General features: G+C 35.3%; 17 protein-coding genes and 1 tRNA gene. 4 read left to right on the top strand and 14 right to left on the bottom strand.

Annotation, left to right across the window (positions count from 1 at the left end):
- The first annotated feature begins 44 nt into the window (after positions 1–44).
- The 4 genes from LBP67_04920 (at position 45) to LBP67_04935 (ending at position 2,690) form a co-directional block, all read left to right on the top strand.
- Positions 45–791, top strand: a complete 747-nt coding sequence (locus LBP67_04920; protein ID MDR2084318.1) for a polyprenol monophosphomannose synthase — start codon at positions 45–47, stop codon at positions 789–791.
- On the top strand, positions 766–2,100 hold the full coding sequence (locus LBP67_04925) for a dihydroorotase (protein ID MDR2084319.1): 1,335 nt from the start codon (positions 766–768) through the stop codon (positions 2,098–2,100). The genes LBP67_04920 and LBP67_04925 overlap by 26 nt, the downstream gene beginning before the upstream one ends.
- A gap of 93 nt (positions 2,101–2,193) precedes the next feature.
- Complete coding sequence (locus LBP67_04930; protein MDR2084320.1) at positions 2,194–2,610, top strand: hypothetical protein; 417 nt, start codon at positions 2,194–2,196, stop codon at positions 2,608–2,610.
- 9 nt (positions 2,611–2,619) lie between these two features.
- A tRNA-Gln gene (locus LBP67_04935) sits at positions 2,620–2,690 on the top strand.
- Positions 2,691–2,788: 98 nt separating this feature from the next.
- On the opposite strand, the gene LBP67_04940 is transcribed toward LBP67_04935, so the two are convergent.
- From LBP67_04940 to LBP67_05005, 14 genes are all read right to left on the bottom strand, one after another.
- Positions 2,789–3,073 carry a helix-turn-helix domain-containing protein gene (locus LBP67_04940; GenBank protein MDR2084321.1) on the bottom strand — a complete coding sequence of 95 codons (285 nt, stop codon included), beginning with the start codon at positions 3,071–3,073 and terminating at the stop codon, positions 2,789–2,791.
- A 53-nt stretch (positions 3,074–3,126) separates the two neighbouring features.
- Complete coding sequence (locus tag LBP67_04945; protein MDR2084322.1) at positions 3,127–3,360, bottom strand: hypothetical protein; 234 nt, start codon at positions 3,358–3,360, stop codon at positions 3,127–3,129.
- Between the two features lie 264 nt (positions 3,361–3,624).
- Entirely contained in the window at positions 3,625–4,152 is a 528-nt protein-coding gene (locus LBP67_04950) for a hypothetical protein (protein ID MDR2084323.1), read from the bottom strand.
- Positions 4,149–4,613, bottom strand: a complete 465-nt coding sequence (locus LBP67_04955) for a peptidase M15 (protein MDR2084324.1) — start codon at positions 4,611–4,613, stop codon at positions 4,149–4,151. Before LBP67_04955 ends, LBP67_04950 begins: the two co-directional genes overlap by 4 nt.
- Positions 4,585–4,959, bottom strand: coding sequence for a hypothetical protein (locus tag LBP67_04960; GenBank protein MDR2084325.1), 375 nt, complete (start codon positions 4,957–4,959; stop codon positions 4,585–4,587). The genes LBP67_04955 and LBP67_04960 overlap by 29 nt, the downstream gene beginning before the upstream one ends.
- 14 nt (positions 4,960–4,973) lie before the next feature.
- On the bottom strand, positions 4,974–5,201 hold the full coding sequence (locus tag LBP67_04965; GenBank protein ID MDR2084326.1) for a hypothetical protein: 228 nt from the start codon (positions 5,199–5,201) through the stop codon (positions 4,974–4,976).
- Positions 5,202–5,206: 5 nt separating this feature from the next.
- Positions 5,207–6,265 (bottom strand): hypothetical protein, encoded by a 1,059-nt coding sequence (locus LBP67_04970; protein MDR2084327.1) that lies wholly within the window; start codon positions 6,263–6,265, stop codon positions 5,207–5,209.
- Positions 6,266–6,267: 2 nt separating this feature from the next.
- The gene (locus LBP67_04975) at positions 6,268–8,751 is read right to left on the bottom strand and encodes a hypothetical protein (protein ID MDR2084328.1); all 2,484 of its coding nucleotides are present in this window, start codon (positions 8,749–8,751) and stop codon (positions 6,268–6,270) included.
- Positions 8,752–8,765: 14 nt separating this feature from the next.
- The gene (locus LBP67_04980) at positions 8,766–9,668 is read right to left on the bottom strand and encodes a hypothetical protein (protein ID MDR2084329.1); all 903 of its coding nucleotides are present in this window, start codon (positions 9,666–9,668) and stop codon (positions 8,766–8,768) included.
- Positions 9,655–11,880 (bottom strand): hypothetical protein, encoded by a 2,226-nt coding sequence (locus LBP67_04985; GenBank protein ID MDR2084330.1) that lies wholly within the window; start codon positions 11,878–11,880, stop codon positions 9,655–9,657. The genes LBP67_04980 and LBP67_04985 overlap by 14 nt, the downstream gene beginning before the upstream one ends.
- Entirely contained in the window at positions 11,870–15,787 is a 3,918-nt protein-coding gene (locus LBP67_04990; protein ID MDR2084331.1) for a hypothetical protein, read from the bottom strand. Before LBP67_04990 ends, LBP67_04985 begins: the two co-directional genes overlap by 11 nt.
- Complete coding sequence (locus LBP67_04995; GenBank protein MDR2084332.1) at positions 15,768–16,529, bottom strand: hypothetical protein; 762 nt, start codon at positions 16,527–16,529, stop codon at positions 15,768–15,770. The genes LBP67_04990 and LBP67_04995 overlap by 20 nt, the downstream gene beginning before the upstream one ends.
- On the bottom strand, positions 16,513–17,100 hold the full coding sequence (locus LBP67_05000) for a hypothetical protein (GenBank protein MDR2084333.1): 588 nt from the start codon (positions 17,098–17,100) through the stop codon (positions 16,513–16,515). The genes LBP67_04995 and LBP67_05000 overlap by 17 nt, the downstream gene beginning before the upstream one ends.
- On the bottom strand, positions 17,084–17,566 hold the full coding sequence (locus LBP67_05005; GenBank protein ID MDR2084334.1) for a hypothetical protein: 483 nt from the start codon (positions 17,564–17,566) through the stop codon (positions 17,084–17,086). The genes LBP67_05000 and LBP67_05005 overlap by 17 nt, the downstream gene beginning before the upstream one ends.
- Position 17,567: the final 1 nt, after the last annotated feature.

The following is a 17,567-nucleotide window of genomic DNA, read 5'->3' on the forward strand; positions in this document are numbered from 1 at the left end:
TTAATATTTTTTACTACATTTGCAAAATATAAAATTACAATATTGTGAATGATAAGTTAGTAATAATTCCAACATATAACGAGAAAGAAAATATTGAAAATATCATCCGCTATATTATGAAATTGGATGGTAATTTTCATGTGCTTATTGTTGAGGATAATTCTCCCGACGGAACGGCAGATATTGTGAAAGGTCTTATTAGGGAATTTCCGGGTCGACTTTATATTGAGGAAAGAAAAGGGAAGTTAGGTTTAGGAACCGCTTATATTCATGGATTTAAATGGGCTCTCGATAAGAATTATCAGTATATTTTTGAAATGGATGCCGATTTTTCGCATAACCCCGAAGACCTTCATAAGTTATATGAAGCAGTTGAAGCCGGCGCAGACCTTGCTATTGGGTCCCGCTATATTACCGGTGTGAATGTTGTTAACTGGCCTATGGGAAGAGTGATAATGTCTTATTATGCTTCTGCTTATGTGAGATTTATAACTGGATTACCTGTCAGAGACACAACAGCAGGATTCAAATGTTACGCACGCCATACTTTGCAGGCTCTGAATTTTGATAATATAAAATTTACCGGCTATGCGTTTCAAATTGAAATGAAATATACTGTTTGGAAACTTGGCGGCAAAATTGTAGAAGTCCCGATTATTTTTACCGATAGAACTGCCGGCGAATCCAAAATGAATAAAAGCATCTTCGGCGAAGCGGTATTTGGCGTTATTAACCTTGTTTTCAGAAAAACAAAAAAACTTCACAATGAAATACATCCTTCGAAACGCTAATGTAATTAATGAAGGTAAGTCTTTTTTCGCAGACATTCTATTAAATAATAGTATTATAGAACGCATTGATAATTCAATTAACATTGTCGGTAATTATAATGAAATTATTTGTGAAGGTTTATATCTTTTACCGGGATTAATTGATGATCAGGTACATTTTCGCGAACCGGGTTTAACACACAAAGCTGAAATCTACACTGAAAGTATGGCGGCGGTTGCAGGTGGAATAACTTCTTATATGGAGATGCCGAATACTAAACCGCAAACAGTTACAGTTGAATTACTTGAAGAAAAATATCAATTAGCTAAGGGTCGTTCTTTCGCTAATTATTCTTTTTACATTGGTGCAACCAATGATAATTTGGATGAGTTGAAAAAGGTTGATCCGAAAACCGTTCCCGGAGCCAAAGTTTTTATGGGTTCATCAACAGGTAATATGCTTGTGGATGATAATGAAATTCTTGAAAAGATTTTTTCTCAAGTTCCGTTGCTTATTGCAATTCATGCGGAAGATGAGTCTATAATTAAGAGAAATACAAAAATCATTAGAGAAAAGTATGGAGATAATCCGCCGTTTAGTATCCATCCCTTAATAAGAACAGATGAAGCTTGTTTTGAATGTACTTCAAAAGCTGTTAATTTAGCTAAGAAATATAATACCCGGTTGCATATTTTACATTTGACAACTGCTCTTGAAGTTGAATTACTTTCTAAGTTGAAAAATGAAAATTTCAGCAATATTACTTCCGAAGTTTGCACTCAACATCTTTGGTTTACTGATAAAGATTACGAAAAGAAACAGCAATTTATTAAGTGGAATCCTGCAATAAAAACCGAAAGCGATAGAAATGCACTTCGTGAAGCATTAAAAAATAATATAATAGATGTTATAGCTACAGATCACGCGCCTCATACTTTAGAGGAAAAAAATAATAGTTATTATTCTTGTCCTTCTGGCGGACCAATGGTACAACATTCGCTTTTGGTTTTGCTGGAAATGGTGAGAGACGGCGTTTTCGATTTGATTGATATTCCTAAATGGACGGCTCATAATCCCGCTAAATACTTCGGATTAAAAAACAGAGGGTTTGTAAGAGAAGGTTTTGCCGGCGATATCGTTGTTGTTGATCCTAATGATATTACAAAAGTTACAAATTCAAATACTTTGTATAAATGCAAATGGTCGCCATTTGATAACCTTACTTTCAATTCAAAAATAAAATATACTTTTGTAAATTCGAATCTTGTCTATAATGATGGTGAAATTATGGATGAAGCAAAAGGTGAAAGATTATTTTTTAATACTTAATTTTATATTTGATTGCGAGTTAATTATATTTCTTGCTGTGATTTGAAAATAAGTAATTTAAATAGATAAAATAATAGATAAAAAATTATTTATATGAATATAAAAAGATTAATTACATTTTCTATAGTTGTTTTTGCATTTATAGCGTGTAATAAAACTACAGTTGTTATTATTGAAGAGTACGAAAACGGTGATCCGAAGATAGTTAGAGAATATGTTAAGAATGATACTGCTAACTATCTTGAAACCAAATATTATTCCGCAAATATTAAAATGATTGAAGGTGCATATGTTGACGGCAAACGTGAAGGTACATGGAAGGCTTGGTATCAAGACGGAACACTGTGGAGCGAAGGTGACTTCAAAGAAGGAAAGAATAATGGCAATCATGTTAATTATTATGAAAATGGTGCTCAAAGAATTTCAGGAAAATATATAGACGGCGTGCGCACAGGAGCCTGGACTTTTTATGATACTCTTGGAAATGTTCTTCAGGTTATAGAATATTAAAAATATTTTTGCCCAGTTGTGTAATGGTAGCACTCCAGATTCTGGCTCTGTCAGTGAGGGTTCGAGTCCTTCCTGGGCAACAATCAATCTTGTTAATGAGGCGATTGCGTTTATTACACTCTATTTTACACCCAAAAAGTGTTATTTTGGATTGTTTCCGTTTCCTCTTTAATTTTTTTTAATTACCCAACATCTTCGCAATTATATCATCAAAGTCATGAGGTTCATCTGTGCTATTTTCTTTTTCAGCAAAATAAATATAAAGTCCTGCAGCCTCGATATAATCGAAAAAAGTGTCTATTGTGTAATTTGTTTCGCCCTTTTCGACAATTCCCGCTTGCGAACTTACAATTGTCCCGCTTTCTTTTGCCATTTGGTAGAGGGTAAGTCCTCGACTTTCCCTGAATTCTTTTAACAGGTCGCCGATAATTTTACGACGACCTAAATTTTTACTTACACTCATGATTTATCTTTTAAGTTTAAGAGCCGTCCTGCGACGGCTCAAGATTAGTTTAACTATACGCCGTAAAATTCGACGCCTTTAAGTTTTGAGAAAAGCCATGTTGGCAGCTCGAAGTATCTGCTTTCGATTCCTTCGCCAAATTCTTCACCGCCTTTCGAGTTTTCCAAAAATTTAACTTGTGACTTTGGGACAAACTCAAATTGGTTGTTCGCAAAATAAAATTTGTAAGCTTTTTCTGAATAATCTTCGCTGAAAGCACTGATTGTGATTGTTTCTGTTGTTTTCATTTTGTTTAATTTTTAAATGTTATTACAATACAAAGATACAACATTATTTTAATATACCAAATATTTAGACTATTTATTTTGTTAAAATAATGTTAAATATTTAGTAAATAGATTAAGTAATTGATTTATAAGCACAAAAAAAAGAGCCCCTAAAAAGAGGCTCCCTGTAATAACAACTGAAAAATAAACTTCAATTGAGAATAATTCAATATTTAGTTGCAAAAATAATATTAATTACGATATTCTCGTAGTTTATCGCAATTTTTATTTATTTTTTTTGTAATGCCTTTCAACAAGGTATTTCATTAAGAAAATTAATATAAAGAAAATCAATAAAGGCAATACCGAAAGCAGATTAGCTCCGAAACTGGGTTTTGATTTCGTTTCTTCGTCTTGCTGAATCTTTGCATTCGAATTATCGTTTTTTTCATCTTCCTTTTCGTTGATGTTTTCAGTTAACCCTTTTTGTTCGGTTTCATCTGTTTTTGTGGTTTGCTCAATAGAAGTTACATCAACATCGGGCGGAATAATTATATTTCCTTTCGGCGTAATAATGATAGGTTCTTTTGGTTTAACCTCATTTGCCGAATTATTCTCCTCTTTAGGTTTAATATTAATCTTTGTAGTGGTGATAGTCGTTTTATCTGTGCGTGTTGTATCGACAACGGTTATATTGATTTCTTTTGAAACTTCCTTAATATCATTCTGAACTTCAATATTAGTAGTTAATTTCTTTTGCGTATTACAGGAAAAGAAAAGTAGTGCAATTAAGATGTATAGTAGTTTTTTCATAATCTTTCTCCCTTATAGCTTGAATTATATAATACTTGATGGCGGTTACGCCGTTTCATCGTAAAAGATAGATGAACGAATGACGGATAAGCAATCATCTGGTCGAATTCGAGTTTTAATTCATTAACTTTCTTCATCACCTGAATTGTAGATATAAAAACTGTCCTTCCGTTTTCCTTGATATAAAACTTGCAATCCGCAGCCTCTGCCGTTGTATGTTGCGACATATCAGCTCCGCCAACTTTGCGGTTAAGCCTATCACAGCGATACCCTGACGATATCAAACAGCTCCAACCTGTATTATCGCATAATGGTTGCAATAGGTTGTTGACTAGCGCAACAATATTTTCTCTTAAATTTGCAGGCATAGCATTATCAATCCCATAAGCTAAAGCGGTTTCGCTTTTTTCAAATTCTTCTAATGTGAAATTATTACTTATTTTCATTTCTCGACCTTTCATAATTTTCTTCTTCAATCTTCTTTTGCATTGCCAATACTGGGCATTCGTTTTTATTCTTACAGCCTTTAGCTTGAATGATTATTATTTTCTTTTCATGATATTTAATGTTTTGCTCTTTATTGGCAGCCTCGAGGGCTGATATAACACCGTCGCGCTCCCCAAGCAATCTGTATAAGTCTGTAATTTGCTTGCCCTGCAACTCAATTTGTGATTTCATTGTTTCAAATTCAGATGTAGAGGCTTCTGCATTTTTTAATCTTTTGTTTTGTTTAAAGAATAAAAAAGTTGATAAAAGAGAAATCCCCCCCGAGCTTACAACAATTGCAATAATATTCGTCCAATCCATAGATATATCTTTATTTATTCATTAGTATTAGTATTTATTTTCCACTCATCAGAATTAAGAATCTGCCTTAATTCCGGATTGTCATAATTATATTCTTCCAATTTGTCTTCGTCCGTTAAAACAGGTTCAACAAACTCTTTATGGAGCAGCATTTTCTCGCCGTCAAGGCTTTTTCTTGCGTTTTGTGGCTCGGCAATTCCTTTGCTTTCAAGCCATTGAATTGTAACTATTATAAATTTCATATTAATTAAATTAAAGTATTATTTTTCATTCTATTATATACATTCACACACTGTTCGTAGTTCATGTTTATTCCGTTCCAAACTGAAAGGGAGCGAATTGCAAGTGCGCCATAGTCGCCGCTTAAATCATTTGCCAATCGCAACGCTCCGGCGGCATCGTTTTGCGCTGGGTTAACCAGGTATTTATTTCCTAAAAAATCAATTGCGCCGCTTCCTGTTATTGCAAGCGGCATATTAGGGAAGGTTTTATTAGCTCCTATATTCGATTGCTGCCACAAATTAGAAGAAAGACGATATAATTCTATTCCGTTTCTTCTGAGTATTGGGCTTGTTGTTCCGGTATTTAATGTTTCAAAATCGAATACAAAAGTGTAGTTATTGTTTGCAAAAGCCGGCAAACTAATAATAGATTGCGCAAAATCGTCAATGCCGTCAGTTACAATGGCGTTTGGATATTCAGCGATTTGCTGAAAGGTTGTATTAACATTCATTGTTCCAGCTCCTATTACTGCGAATGAAATAGCTATAAGAGTATTACCTTCATTAGAACTGAATTCATAAATTCCTTCAGAAGTAATGTTTTGAGTTTTTGCCACTCCGCCTGTGGCTGTTTGAAAAAACCACATTGGTGTTCCATTATACATTATATCTCCTGAAACACGAACTTTGATTGTCTCAACGGCACTAATTGTTTTTGAAAGTAAAGTAATCCTTACTGTATCAGATGTAATTACTGCTGTCGAAGTAAAACTATTATCGTTTTTTGTTGAAGTTGTCAAACGTGATGAAAAATTCCATTCATTAAAATTTTGCAAATAACCATTCCATCCGCTTAACCCCCCAAAAACAAAGTTATTTAATTGTAGATCGTAACCATTGTTCGTTAAATCGCTCCATAGATCTCTATTCGAATCCTGATTAGTTCTGCTGGCGGCGTTATAATATGCTAAAAGCGTAGACTTATCGTATTCATTATTGAACACCTCTTTCCCTTTCGATTTCCAAAGGTTAATATTTCTTCCTTTGGAAACAATCTCGGATATTACTTTCCTTTTAGTTTGCATAATTATTCTTTGTAAATTAAATAATTGCGGTAGATACTGTTTTGCTCCTCTGGGGTTAAATTATCAAAATCCTCTTTCTTTATAACCCTATCAAATAAAAATTCTTCTTTCCCTGTAGGAGTGTCAATTGTTATGTTATCCTTTGTGTTTAAATTAACATGTTCCGACTCAGATGCTATTTCTAACCGTTCCTCAGGATTTACCTTTGTGCGAGTAAAATCCCAACCATCTGACGCCGACACCGGAAACTGATTTACCTCGGTAACTGCCGCGTCAAACGGTATTGTCACATTGTCAACAAGCCATTTCCCTGTGTCAAATGAATAAACCTCAGTCATCCATGAGAAGTCATTATTATAAAGTACAATGCCACCCGAGTCAACATCAATTCTAAACCAACTGTTACCGTCAGAACTTGTGAAATCAATATTACCGGTATTTGCAAGCTCATCAGGGTCTGGCAATAAATTTGTGTCTTGAAACAAGATTTTTTGTCCTGCCTTTACAGTGTCTCCAATTTTGAGTTCTGATACTTTCGCGCCATATTCACCAATGAACATGCCTACCGCTTGGGTACCATCTTGTTTTTCGAATAATAATTTTTTGCCATTCTTGAATGCAAGATCAGAATTAATTAGTTGTGTTTGGATACTTTCCTTCAAAATAACATTGTCCTTAAGATTGGAAACAATATCATTAACGTTTTCGATTAACGTATATAATTCCGACATTGCATAACCGGTGTACCACACGCCAAGCAATGTCGTTTGAACGATTGAATACACCGGCGGGTCAGATTCATTGGGTTCCATTATCACACCGATCGCATCGCCTTGCTTGCCGTCATTGTTGGCGAAAACGCTAATTGTGGCAAATCGAACACCGCTCATCTGTGTAACTTTTACTTGAACGGAATTGTACTCCACGTTAACATCGTCTTCGCCAAGCCAACCTCGCAATTGTAGCCTTAAGGTGTTGTATGTGTCCTGGTATGCTTGGCTCCCCTCGCCCGTGAACGCAGGTATAACCATTGCGCCTTTAACTTTATAATTTCCAACAGCAAGGTTTAGCACATTAATTGGGCTCGCATTTTTACCCATTAAGTACTGCCACTCGGTGTAATCCACCCAAAAAGATACATCCGACCAATTGTCGAGGCTCACTCCTATATACTGCTTGTTTTGCCATGTGTCAGCATTTATCTGGTATGCCATAATCATACCGGGCTTACGAACGCCAACCGGAACTGCAGCTATAGCTGTGTCTAAAGTATAATATCCTTCTGATAATGGAGTATGTACAGTTACATTATATATATCCGGATTAATTTCTATATCTGAACCACCTCTTACTTTTCCGCCTTTAAAAATGGAACGATGAAGCCCAACGCCAGATTCATAATAAAACCCTGAATAGTTAAATGTATCTCCTGTGGCTGCCAAAGCATCACGGTCGATTATCATATAAGAATTGCCGTTAATCCCTTTCCAATAATTGCCGTTTTCATCTTTAGTACAATCGAATAATATTATACTCTGGGCATTTGAATCGTCGAATGGTAAATTGGGCAACATACGAGCTATATTTATTCTTATTATCTTTATATTATTTTCAACAACCCCATCAACAGAAGTTATGAAATACTTATATGTTGCATCTCTATCAATATCAAGGTAAATATCAAGTAGAAACTTGTTCATTCCATATCCGACAATCTCCCATGTAAAAGGGTAATCATCATCATAAGGATACTTATCTAAGCGGCTTACTTCGTTTAAAGTATTCCGATAAAGATTAAATCGCACATCAATACTTGGATTTAATGAGAACCTAACTATGATATCTGTATTATCAATATTTGCAAGTGAAGCCATACAGACAACGTATTTAGTTCCGGAAGGCACAGCCGTTTGTGTTCCATTCTGGGTAACCGTATAGCTTATTTGACGAAAATTTGAATCAAAAAAAGCTATCTGTGTCAAGTTATTAAAATAACAAATTGTACTGCCGGATGATACTTCGATAAAATCACTTATAGCATATGAAGCACTAACGACAGGTCTTTGAGGAACGCCACTCCACGCCCAACCTCTTTTCCAAGCACTGGGAGAAAGAAGATTGTTCTGATTCTTATTAATTAAATCATCAGTATAAGGAAATTTTCCACCCTTATACTCATTGTAAGCAATGGGAATATCAACAGCCTGCCAACCTGTCGCCGTGTTGATTATTGCCGAAAGCCCGTTTGTCGTGATATTTCCATGATTGGGAAATGTCGCTGCTACCGATGTAAGGTAAAAAACATTGTTGTCAAAACTTTCAGCCGCCATATTGGGCGTTATAATTCCCTTGAAAGTCCTGTCGTTGCCTATTGCGTTGATAATAGACAAAAGAACCTGTTGCATTAGGTTTCCGGTTATTTCCTGATTGCCGTTCTGTTTTATCAGCTCCTGAATAGAAGCTATTAGATTGATATTATTTGCCATTTTATTATTAATTTTTAATTTTCTACAAAAAAGTCGTTGTTAAAGTCGTTGTTAAAGTCGCCTTTTTCTCCCGGTGTTGGTGGGTCGGGGATAACAGGCGGCGGAAGTGGTGATGCTGTGCTGTTTATTTTCTTTGCTATCGCCTGGCAATGAAACTCTACTTCTATGTTCGCAATATCCGCAACCGTTCCCCATGAAGGAGTGATAAGAATTTCATCACTTCTGTAAGTGCGTGAAAACTCTCTATCGTGAATATAGACGTTATCGCTTAACCTAACCAGTCTTAAACAGTCACACAGGTATTCGGGAGCACCAAAAACAAACCTGAATATTTTCTCTGCAATCTGTTTTATGGGGTAAAAATATCCGTCCAATGTCTCTGCCTCGTCGGTAAATTCATATTCGGGTCTTCTTATATCAGCACATAGATATAGCCTGTTAGAGAAATTACCATCATAAAACATTATTTGGTCGTCCTCGAAATAAAAGCTATCACCGTCAAACCATTCAAGGCATACCATCTTGGAAGCGTTACACCAATTAAATATATCGCTGTACCAAGTTTCGATACCGTCGGAAATGATTAAGTAATATTGCCCGTTTGGATTATTCAGACCTAAATACCAACCCCTGCATATTATTACATCAATATCATAGTCGTTAAGATATTTAATCTCCAATCCGCCGTAACTAATTGCATTGCCTGTTATATTAACCTGCTGTCCTGTGATGTAATCTACGAGAATAACAGAGGTAATAAGATTTGACCTATGCTCTCTGTTAATCTGAAATGTAGGAAGCATATCATTTGGAGTAGCTAAATTAAAGGCACGACCATAGGCATAAAAATTCTTAGGACTTTGCTCGTTCAGCGACTTATAAAAAGGCAATATGCTGTAATTGTTATTCGGTGTCATATCTTAATGTGGCTCTGACAAGCCTGCTGTCTAATGAAATTGTATAACTGTCTATCTGTCCGTTACCTAAATCCGTTGTTACTAATTTAGTTGTGTCTAAATCGTATAGACTCGGAAAACTTACTTCTTGTGTCTTGTTCTTCGATACTCCTATGGTCTCAACCTCTTGATTATTGATAAGAAGTTTTTTACTCGGTTTATCGAATTTATGATAATTGATAGCAAGGAAATAAATACTTAACGTACCGTTTTGGAGTACTAATTTATCTTTTGTTCCGTCGTTAAGTGTAACGTATCTTACGCTATAATCATCACCGTTTTTATCGCATGAAAACAGAGTGAAACCGTCTTTATTTATATCTTCAGGAGAAACAAGAGCAAAATCAATGTCGGTGTCGCATTCTATACTAAGAGTTGTTATTGCTCCGTCTTTTGCATAAGCTGCGAGAATCTCAATCGGATAACCCTCGAATATTGTTGACTGTTTATCTTGCAACTTAAGCACTATTTGAGCTGATATATTAGATAAATCATATTTGTATTTATTTCGGCAATAAGCCCAATCTTTACCCGAACGTTGAAAGATTTCTTTTAACGAAAATCCTACTTCCGGCTCTGAATAACTAAACCCATTTCTGAAATAATAGACATGTTCAATCCTTAACCTGTTTTGCTCGTCGATATACCAACCCAGATTGTAAGCATTACAAATGGTATCTAATAACTTTCTTAATGTTATGGTTAATTTCTGTGCCGGCTGCGTATATTCTCCGTGCAGGATATTCGTGTTCTGTGTCAAAAACAAATGTCCTACATTAGGAAACAAGCTAAGGGACGAATATAATACCATGCTATACTCAGGCGTTGCCTCGTGTGTTATTCCTGTGCCTAATTTTTGCAGTATAACGTTTATACTGTCGGCGAATGAATAAGCATCGTTTAGCGTTCTATTAGCTCTTGCCTGTTCTTCCAATTGAAAGATTTCATCGGAGAAAGTAAACCATAATGAAAATGCTCTCCATGATTGTTTACCGACTGCAAAGAAAGTTTTATCTTCAATATCAGGGGGTAAATAGTAATCCACTTGCGAATTATAGAGTAGTCCCCATTGTGTGGGTGTTTTTGTGTTGTTTCCTATTAAATAGATTAAATCTTTTAATTGGTTTATGTCTGTTGGATAGCATTTAGAATAATTTCTGTTTTCGCTTGAAATATCTTCTTGAGGAATATCAAAAGTATCATTTCCTTGAAAGGTATCGACGTCTAAGAGCCAACGAGCATATAATTTTGTTTCTGAAAATTCATTTGCATTAGCTGCAATAACTCCAGTATTCCCAACATCTACTTGAAAAGGTTTTAAATCCCCATAGTTTTCACCCTCTATCCAATTTTGAAACATATAAGGAATACCACCACTGCATTCTATTATAATATCATTATTGCCATTTGTTTGATCTATGAACATCCAATACCATACCCCACCTTCCATATAACCCTGTAATAGGTAATCATTATTCTGTGTATTTCTAAATTGCACATCTGAACCAAATACTATAGTGTCGATTCGATTAGTTGGAATTCTAAAAGAATATTCTCCTGAATATTTTTCATATTCATTCAAGAATTTTATATTATACGTTATTATTCTTGCAGCAATCGCAAAATGCAATTCTTCCATCTGTTCACCACTATCAATAGTATTACATGCCTGTTCCCAATTATTACCCGCCATAAAGTTCTGTAATGATGTTTCACCGAGTGCATACATCTGCAAGCATGGTCTAATATCGTAATTAATACGTTTTATCACAGGCGCAAACTCAATCAAATTAAACTCCCTGTCAATATCAGTAAGGAATTGAGAGTAACCGTCAAACTCCTTAACCGAAAAGGCAACATTATAATCATCCTTATTAAAATAGCAATCGGTATAAAAAAACTTACCCCTTGCATAAGGTTGCCAAGAACGTCCCCTGTCATAAGAGATATGACAGTTAAGAATAATTTCTTCATCAAAACTGAAATTCTTCTGTAAAACACGAACGTCACCTTTTAACAGCACTATCGAGCCGTTTAGTTTGGTTCTGTAGAAATAACTTCCTTCCTGACGTGATACTCCTTTTGAAACATCACCGTTGAAGATTGCTTTTACTGCGAATGTATCGCCTTGTTGGTTTTCCAACTCAAATTTGTAGATCGGACTAATTTGCATAATTTATTGTTGTTAAATTTTTATATTTGGTAATTTTCCTATTATTCTGGTAAGTTACTGTTTTTCTCTCAGAAGCTCTCCTTATTGCCCCAACATCGCCCTCTAACCGTCTAAGGTTAACGCTTGGACTTCTATCACTATGAATATCAACCCTGTTAACATCGAAGCTATTCAAGTACTGTTTTTCAAAAGTCCCGTTTCTAAAAGCCTTCATAACAGAAGGAAAAACATTTTTATATCTACGTGAATTTCTTTTGTCAAGAACGGCGAAATATTCTCCGCCTTCTGCCCTGCGACGTGTGCCGTCAGGTTTTACGCCCAAGTCAATATCGTTACCGCTATCATGACTTCCGCCCTCTAACAGTTCAACATGACCTTTTCCGTAGCTCTCTGTTTTAGTCGCTGTTTTTGCTTTTGCCTTTGCAGCAAAAAACAATCCCCACATTGTGGCTATCGTGATACCTGCCAATATTGGATTTGCTGCCATTTGTCCCAATATCTTTGCCGTTCCTGTAACAAGGCTTGATGTCTGCTGAATACTCTCTATTGCCTGTTGTTGTTTTGCTGCCGCTTCCTGATCTCTTAAAGCCTGTTTTTGAGCTTTCTTTGCATCGTTAAGCTCTTTCTCTCTTAAATCTGCTTTATTGGCATATCCCTGATCTTGAAGACTTTTTTCCTTATCATATTCGGACTGTAATTCTGAAACCCTATTATTGGCTTCTTCTAAGGCTTGATTTGCCACATCAAGCTGTTTGTCATAAATCTCCTGTAGCTGCTCTTTTATAAAATCATAAGCCGATGTAAGACTTTCTTTGGTTTCGTCGGTTAATTTAAAGCCCAGAAAATCAAAAATATCCGTATATCCGGTCTTATTACTTTTAATATCCTGATTTATTTTTTCAATAGTATTCTCGACTACTGCAATCTCATCGGCTGACATCTTATGCGAATACTTATCGTTCAAGTCTAATATATCTTGCCAACGTTTCTTTTCAGCCTCAAGCCTTAATCGTGTTTTCTCTTTCTCCGAAGTCTTTAATATATCTATCTCGGACATCACCCTATCATAAGTAGAATTGATTAAGTTTAAATCTATTTGCTTTTTATCCTGCTCGTCCTGTAGCCTGTATTTCTCCTTTATATCATTTTCATCAACTTGGTATTTTTCAACCAACATTTTATTCTGCAATAATTCTATTTCCAACTCTTTCGCAGATAATTCCCCTTGAAGTTGATTTCTTTTCTCCGGGTCTGTTTCGTTATTTAATCGAAGTTCAAGAACCTTCTTTTGAAGTTCAAGCTCTTTTAACAGCCGCATATTGTTAATATCATCAATATCTTTTTCATAAATATCTTTGTAAATATCCAACCGTTTCTCTAATTCATCAATTTCTTCTTGACTTAACTCATTTCTTTTTTGTTCAATAGTTGTTTTTATATCTTCAACCTGACGTGTATATTTAGCCTCAACAGTCGCAAGCTGCCTGTCTATATCATCAGGAATTAATGTTATTGCCAGGTCTTCCGTTTGTCTCTGGGTATTAAGAATAGCTTTCTGTCTTTCCTGTTCAATCTTAATCAATTCAGATGATAAGTTTCTTTCAAGTTGAGCAATAGTATCATTAATATATTTTCTTGTCGCAACTTCTTTTTCAGAAGTGTTTTTTAATTGTTTTTCAAGTTCTCTTTTTTGTTGAGCAAATGAATTCTTTAATGATATAGCTTGTTTGTCATAATTGTTTTTTACGGCGGTTGTCTTTGCGTTCTGGTATTGCAAAAAGGCTTGATATTCGGATTCCTGTGCAGCAATTAATTCCTGTGCATTCTTAACTCCCTCATTTGTATCAACGGTTGCAAGTTCTTTTATGGCATCTCTTGCCACATTTACGGATTTAGTTAAAGTTTCAACAACAGGTTCTAATTTTTTTATCTGGTCTTTTACTTTAACAAATTGCTGTGTGTCTACATCAAATATTAGTTTAGAACCTGCTTTCTGATATAATCTTGCAGCTTCAAGCGCTTCATTATATTTATTTAATTTAATAATATTTGCATCCAAGTTGGTAATTTCATCTTTGGCTGCTTTTACTTGTTCGTTAGCTGCTTTTCTCCTTTCGTCAGCAATTTGTTGTTCAATTGCAAGAATCTCATCTTTACCTTTTTTCTCTGCTTGTGCGAGTTTTAACTCATTTTCAAGACTATTAACAACAATCTCACTTTCCTCTTTAATTCTTGCTGCTCTTTGATTTAAGTTTTCTAAAGATTGTTGCTGTAAATCGTTTAATTTTTTTTGTTCTTTTGCTGCCTTATCTGTGTTTTGGGAAAATAAAACTAATGCGCCGACAACGGTAAGCATAGCTATTGCTAAAAGAACATAGGGATTTGCATTTGCAACGGCATTAAATATTCTTTGTTGAGCGGTTGCGAAAATGGTCGCTTTACCACTTGCCGTTGTTGCTTTTTCCTGTAATAAGGTGGCTTTCGTTAATGCTTTAGATTGGATAGTTCCTATCCCTATCATCAAGTTGCTTTGGCTCTGTAATTGTTTTTGAACCGCCGTTGCTCCGGTTACTAAGGCGATAGAAGCCTGCAATTTTCTTTGTGCTTCTTGTGCATCATCGCTCTCAATACCAAGTATATTTAAAGCTCCAAGATAGGCACTAAACGCTCCGCCTGCTGCTGTTGCAGCTCCCATAACGGTATTTAAGGCGGTTGTTCCCGAAGCCATATTTTTTACCTCATTTGTGGCTTCGGCAAGATTTTTTTGTAAAACTGCTGTCTCTTGTGCGAGCTGCTGATACTCAACCGTGCCTTTCTTTCCTTCATCTATCATTGAGGCTAAAGCCTCTTTGTTCAGGCGAATTTGTGTGGATAATCTGACTATTGCTCCACTCGCATCATCCGAAACGGTTGTTAATTGTTGTGTCTGCTCTAATCCTTCTTTTCGTTTTCTGTTTAAATCATCATATTGATCATCTAACTTAATGGTCAAATCGCTAACTTTCTGGCTTGCAGCAGCATATTCTTGTTGTGAAATAGCACCTACTTTCAGTAAATCATTGAGTTCCAATTGGCGGCTATCAAGATTTGTTAAATTTCTTGACGTTTCATTCAATGCAGAACTGTAATCTTTCGTTGTTCCCTCCGCCTTAACAAAGTTTTCAGGGTTAAATTGACTAATCCTGTCTAACTTCTCTAAAACCTGATCGTAAGTTGGCAAAACGTCATTCTGGATAACATTAATCTGTGCTTTTTCTTCCTCTGTAATTTTATTTATCTTATCGGCACGTTCGGAGTAAACAGATAGTATTGCTTCTTCCGCCTTCCTTTGCTCTTCTAATGTACTTGCGCCGCTCTTGAATGTTTGATTGAGAATTTTAATGCTATCGGATAATTCTCCGTTTTCCTTGATGAGTTGCGTCGCACGTTCGGAGTTTTTTAATTCTTCCTCACTAAATTTACTTAATTCTAATTGATTAAGCTTTAATTGAGCTTTCATCCTCTCCAAGCTGCCAATAGCAAGTTCATTTATCTTTGCCTGCTTGTTAGTAATTTCAATTCTTGATCTTTCAGCTGCCGTTGAATTATTTAACTCATTTGCAAGCTCTTTTTCTTTTTTAGTCCTTTCGGTTACCTTTATGTTTAACTGAACTATCTGATCTGAATTTTCTTTGTAACTATTCTTTAAATTAAGCATTGATTTCATTAAATCATTAGCTACTTTAGAAAACTCCTCAAGGGTCATGATTCCGCTTTTATAGGCTTTTATCGTCTCCTCTGCCTCTTTACGAATACCCTTCATAGATGTCTCGTATGACTTGTTTAAGTCTGAAAGCAACTCTATAAGTTCGGATATTGAATTATCCGGAGTAACAAGCTCTTTATATTTAATCGGATTGTCTGCCATTGGATAGTCGTTTCTTTAAGTGTTCAAAAGCGTTGTAAAATGTTAGGGTTGTCGTCTTTTTTGGTTCAATTATATTTAGTTGCTCGGTAAGATTAAGGCACATTGTTTCGAATTGTTTATCATAAGCTATTTCGGCATTATCAGAACCAAAGAATTTCATAGGGTCAGCGAACGTCAAAAGCATGTTGTTTATCCTTTCTATCTGCGATTGTTTTTCTTCTATATTGTCATTGATAATACCTTCAATTATCATCTCTGCACGCCTTGACATATATGAATGATATTCGATCATTGAATTATCAGCGAATTGTTGCGGAAAATACAAAACCAACTCATCTGTCAACTTTTTTTTTATTGTGTCTACGCTATCAGTTACTTGTTTATGCGTTAACTCCGATACGGATTTTAACACATCCTTAATACCTTCATCGGTTAGATCATTGCAGGGCTTGCCGTCGATACTTTTAACCATTACGGCAAAAGCGTTATATTTTGGATTCAGTTCTGTCAGAACGAAATAAATATTCTGCCTTAGATTTTCAGCCTCTAACGCTAATTTCTCCCTGTCTCCGTCACTGTTATAGACCAACATCCTATCTATATGAGTATTAATATCTGAAATATCGCTTCCGATACCGCTATCAATTAATAGATACTTGTTGAATTTCTGAAATCTTTCTATCAACAAAGTTTCGATACTGTCGAATAATTCAATCTTTTTATCTTTATTCAAAATTTTCATAACAAGTTTCATTAATATTTAATGAACATTCAAATCTTAATCCGCCAAAAGGGTGCATCAAGAATTGATTATTAGCCTCGTCAAGCGTATAGCCTTTATAAATGTTTTCCGATCTTTCGTATATCTTATTTACCATCAAAGAGCCAAAAGAATACATTAACCGTCCATTTAGAATTTTTAAAATTTGCTGTTTTACGTTTTCGATATCCCTTTCGTTCTCTAATTTTAATCTCCTGAAATCAAACCAAAACACAATACCGCATTGGCAAGTAATAGTATTTTCTACATACATATTATCTTGTTGATATACTTGAGGGTCTAAAAAATCAAACCAACAAAAATTACCTATATTATCATTAGGAGAAACTTCAAGATAATCTTTACCGCCTGCATAGACAGTAGGTAGCAATAACCTTTTGCCGTTAGGATAGACTTTTGTTATCCTCTGTGCTTTTCCGAATGCGTAATCAAGCCAATTCAAACTGGATTTTAATCCCGTCTGGATTTCTCCAACCGCCCTGTCTATCAATTGCGGATTCTCTAATATTGGTGTCTTATACTTCAAATTCATTTCTTATCCTCTCGTTTAACATCGGAAAAATATATTGCCTTATCAATATTTCAAGATTTTCATCAGTTAATCCCAAAATCTGTCTTCCGTATTTCTTTATAAGGGAATCCGTTTTTTCATCAGACGCCTTTATCTCGAACTGCGTATCATCTACTTTTATATAAAAAGACCTGTGGAATTCGCCTGTATCCCTTAGCGTTACCCTGTTATATGGCTGATTTTTAAATTGTTTAAACTCAATCGTTATAGGGCGGTATGGTGCGTAATCCATAATCGACACGCCGACACGGTCAATGCCTTCTTCAAATAACTGTTCTTGTGTATTTGCATTAAGGATAAAAAAAGTAACTTCACTGTCTTCAATAATTTCTTTAATAAATAATCCGCTGTCAAGTCCATCTTGAATCTTCTTTGCTTTATCTATCAAGCCGTTAACTAATCCGGTAGCGTATGATGTATCGAACATA

Source organism: Bacteroidales bacterium, assembly GCA_031276035.1.
Taxonomy (GTDB): Bacteria; Bacteroidota; Bacteroidia; order Bacteroidales; family BM520; genus RGIG7150.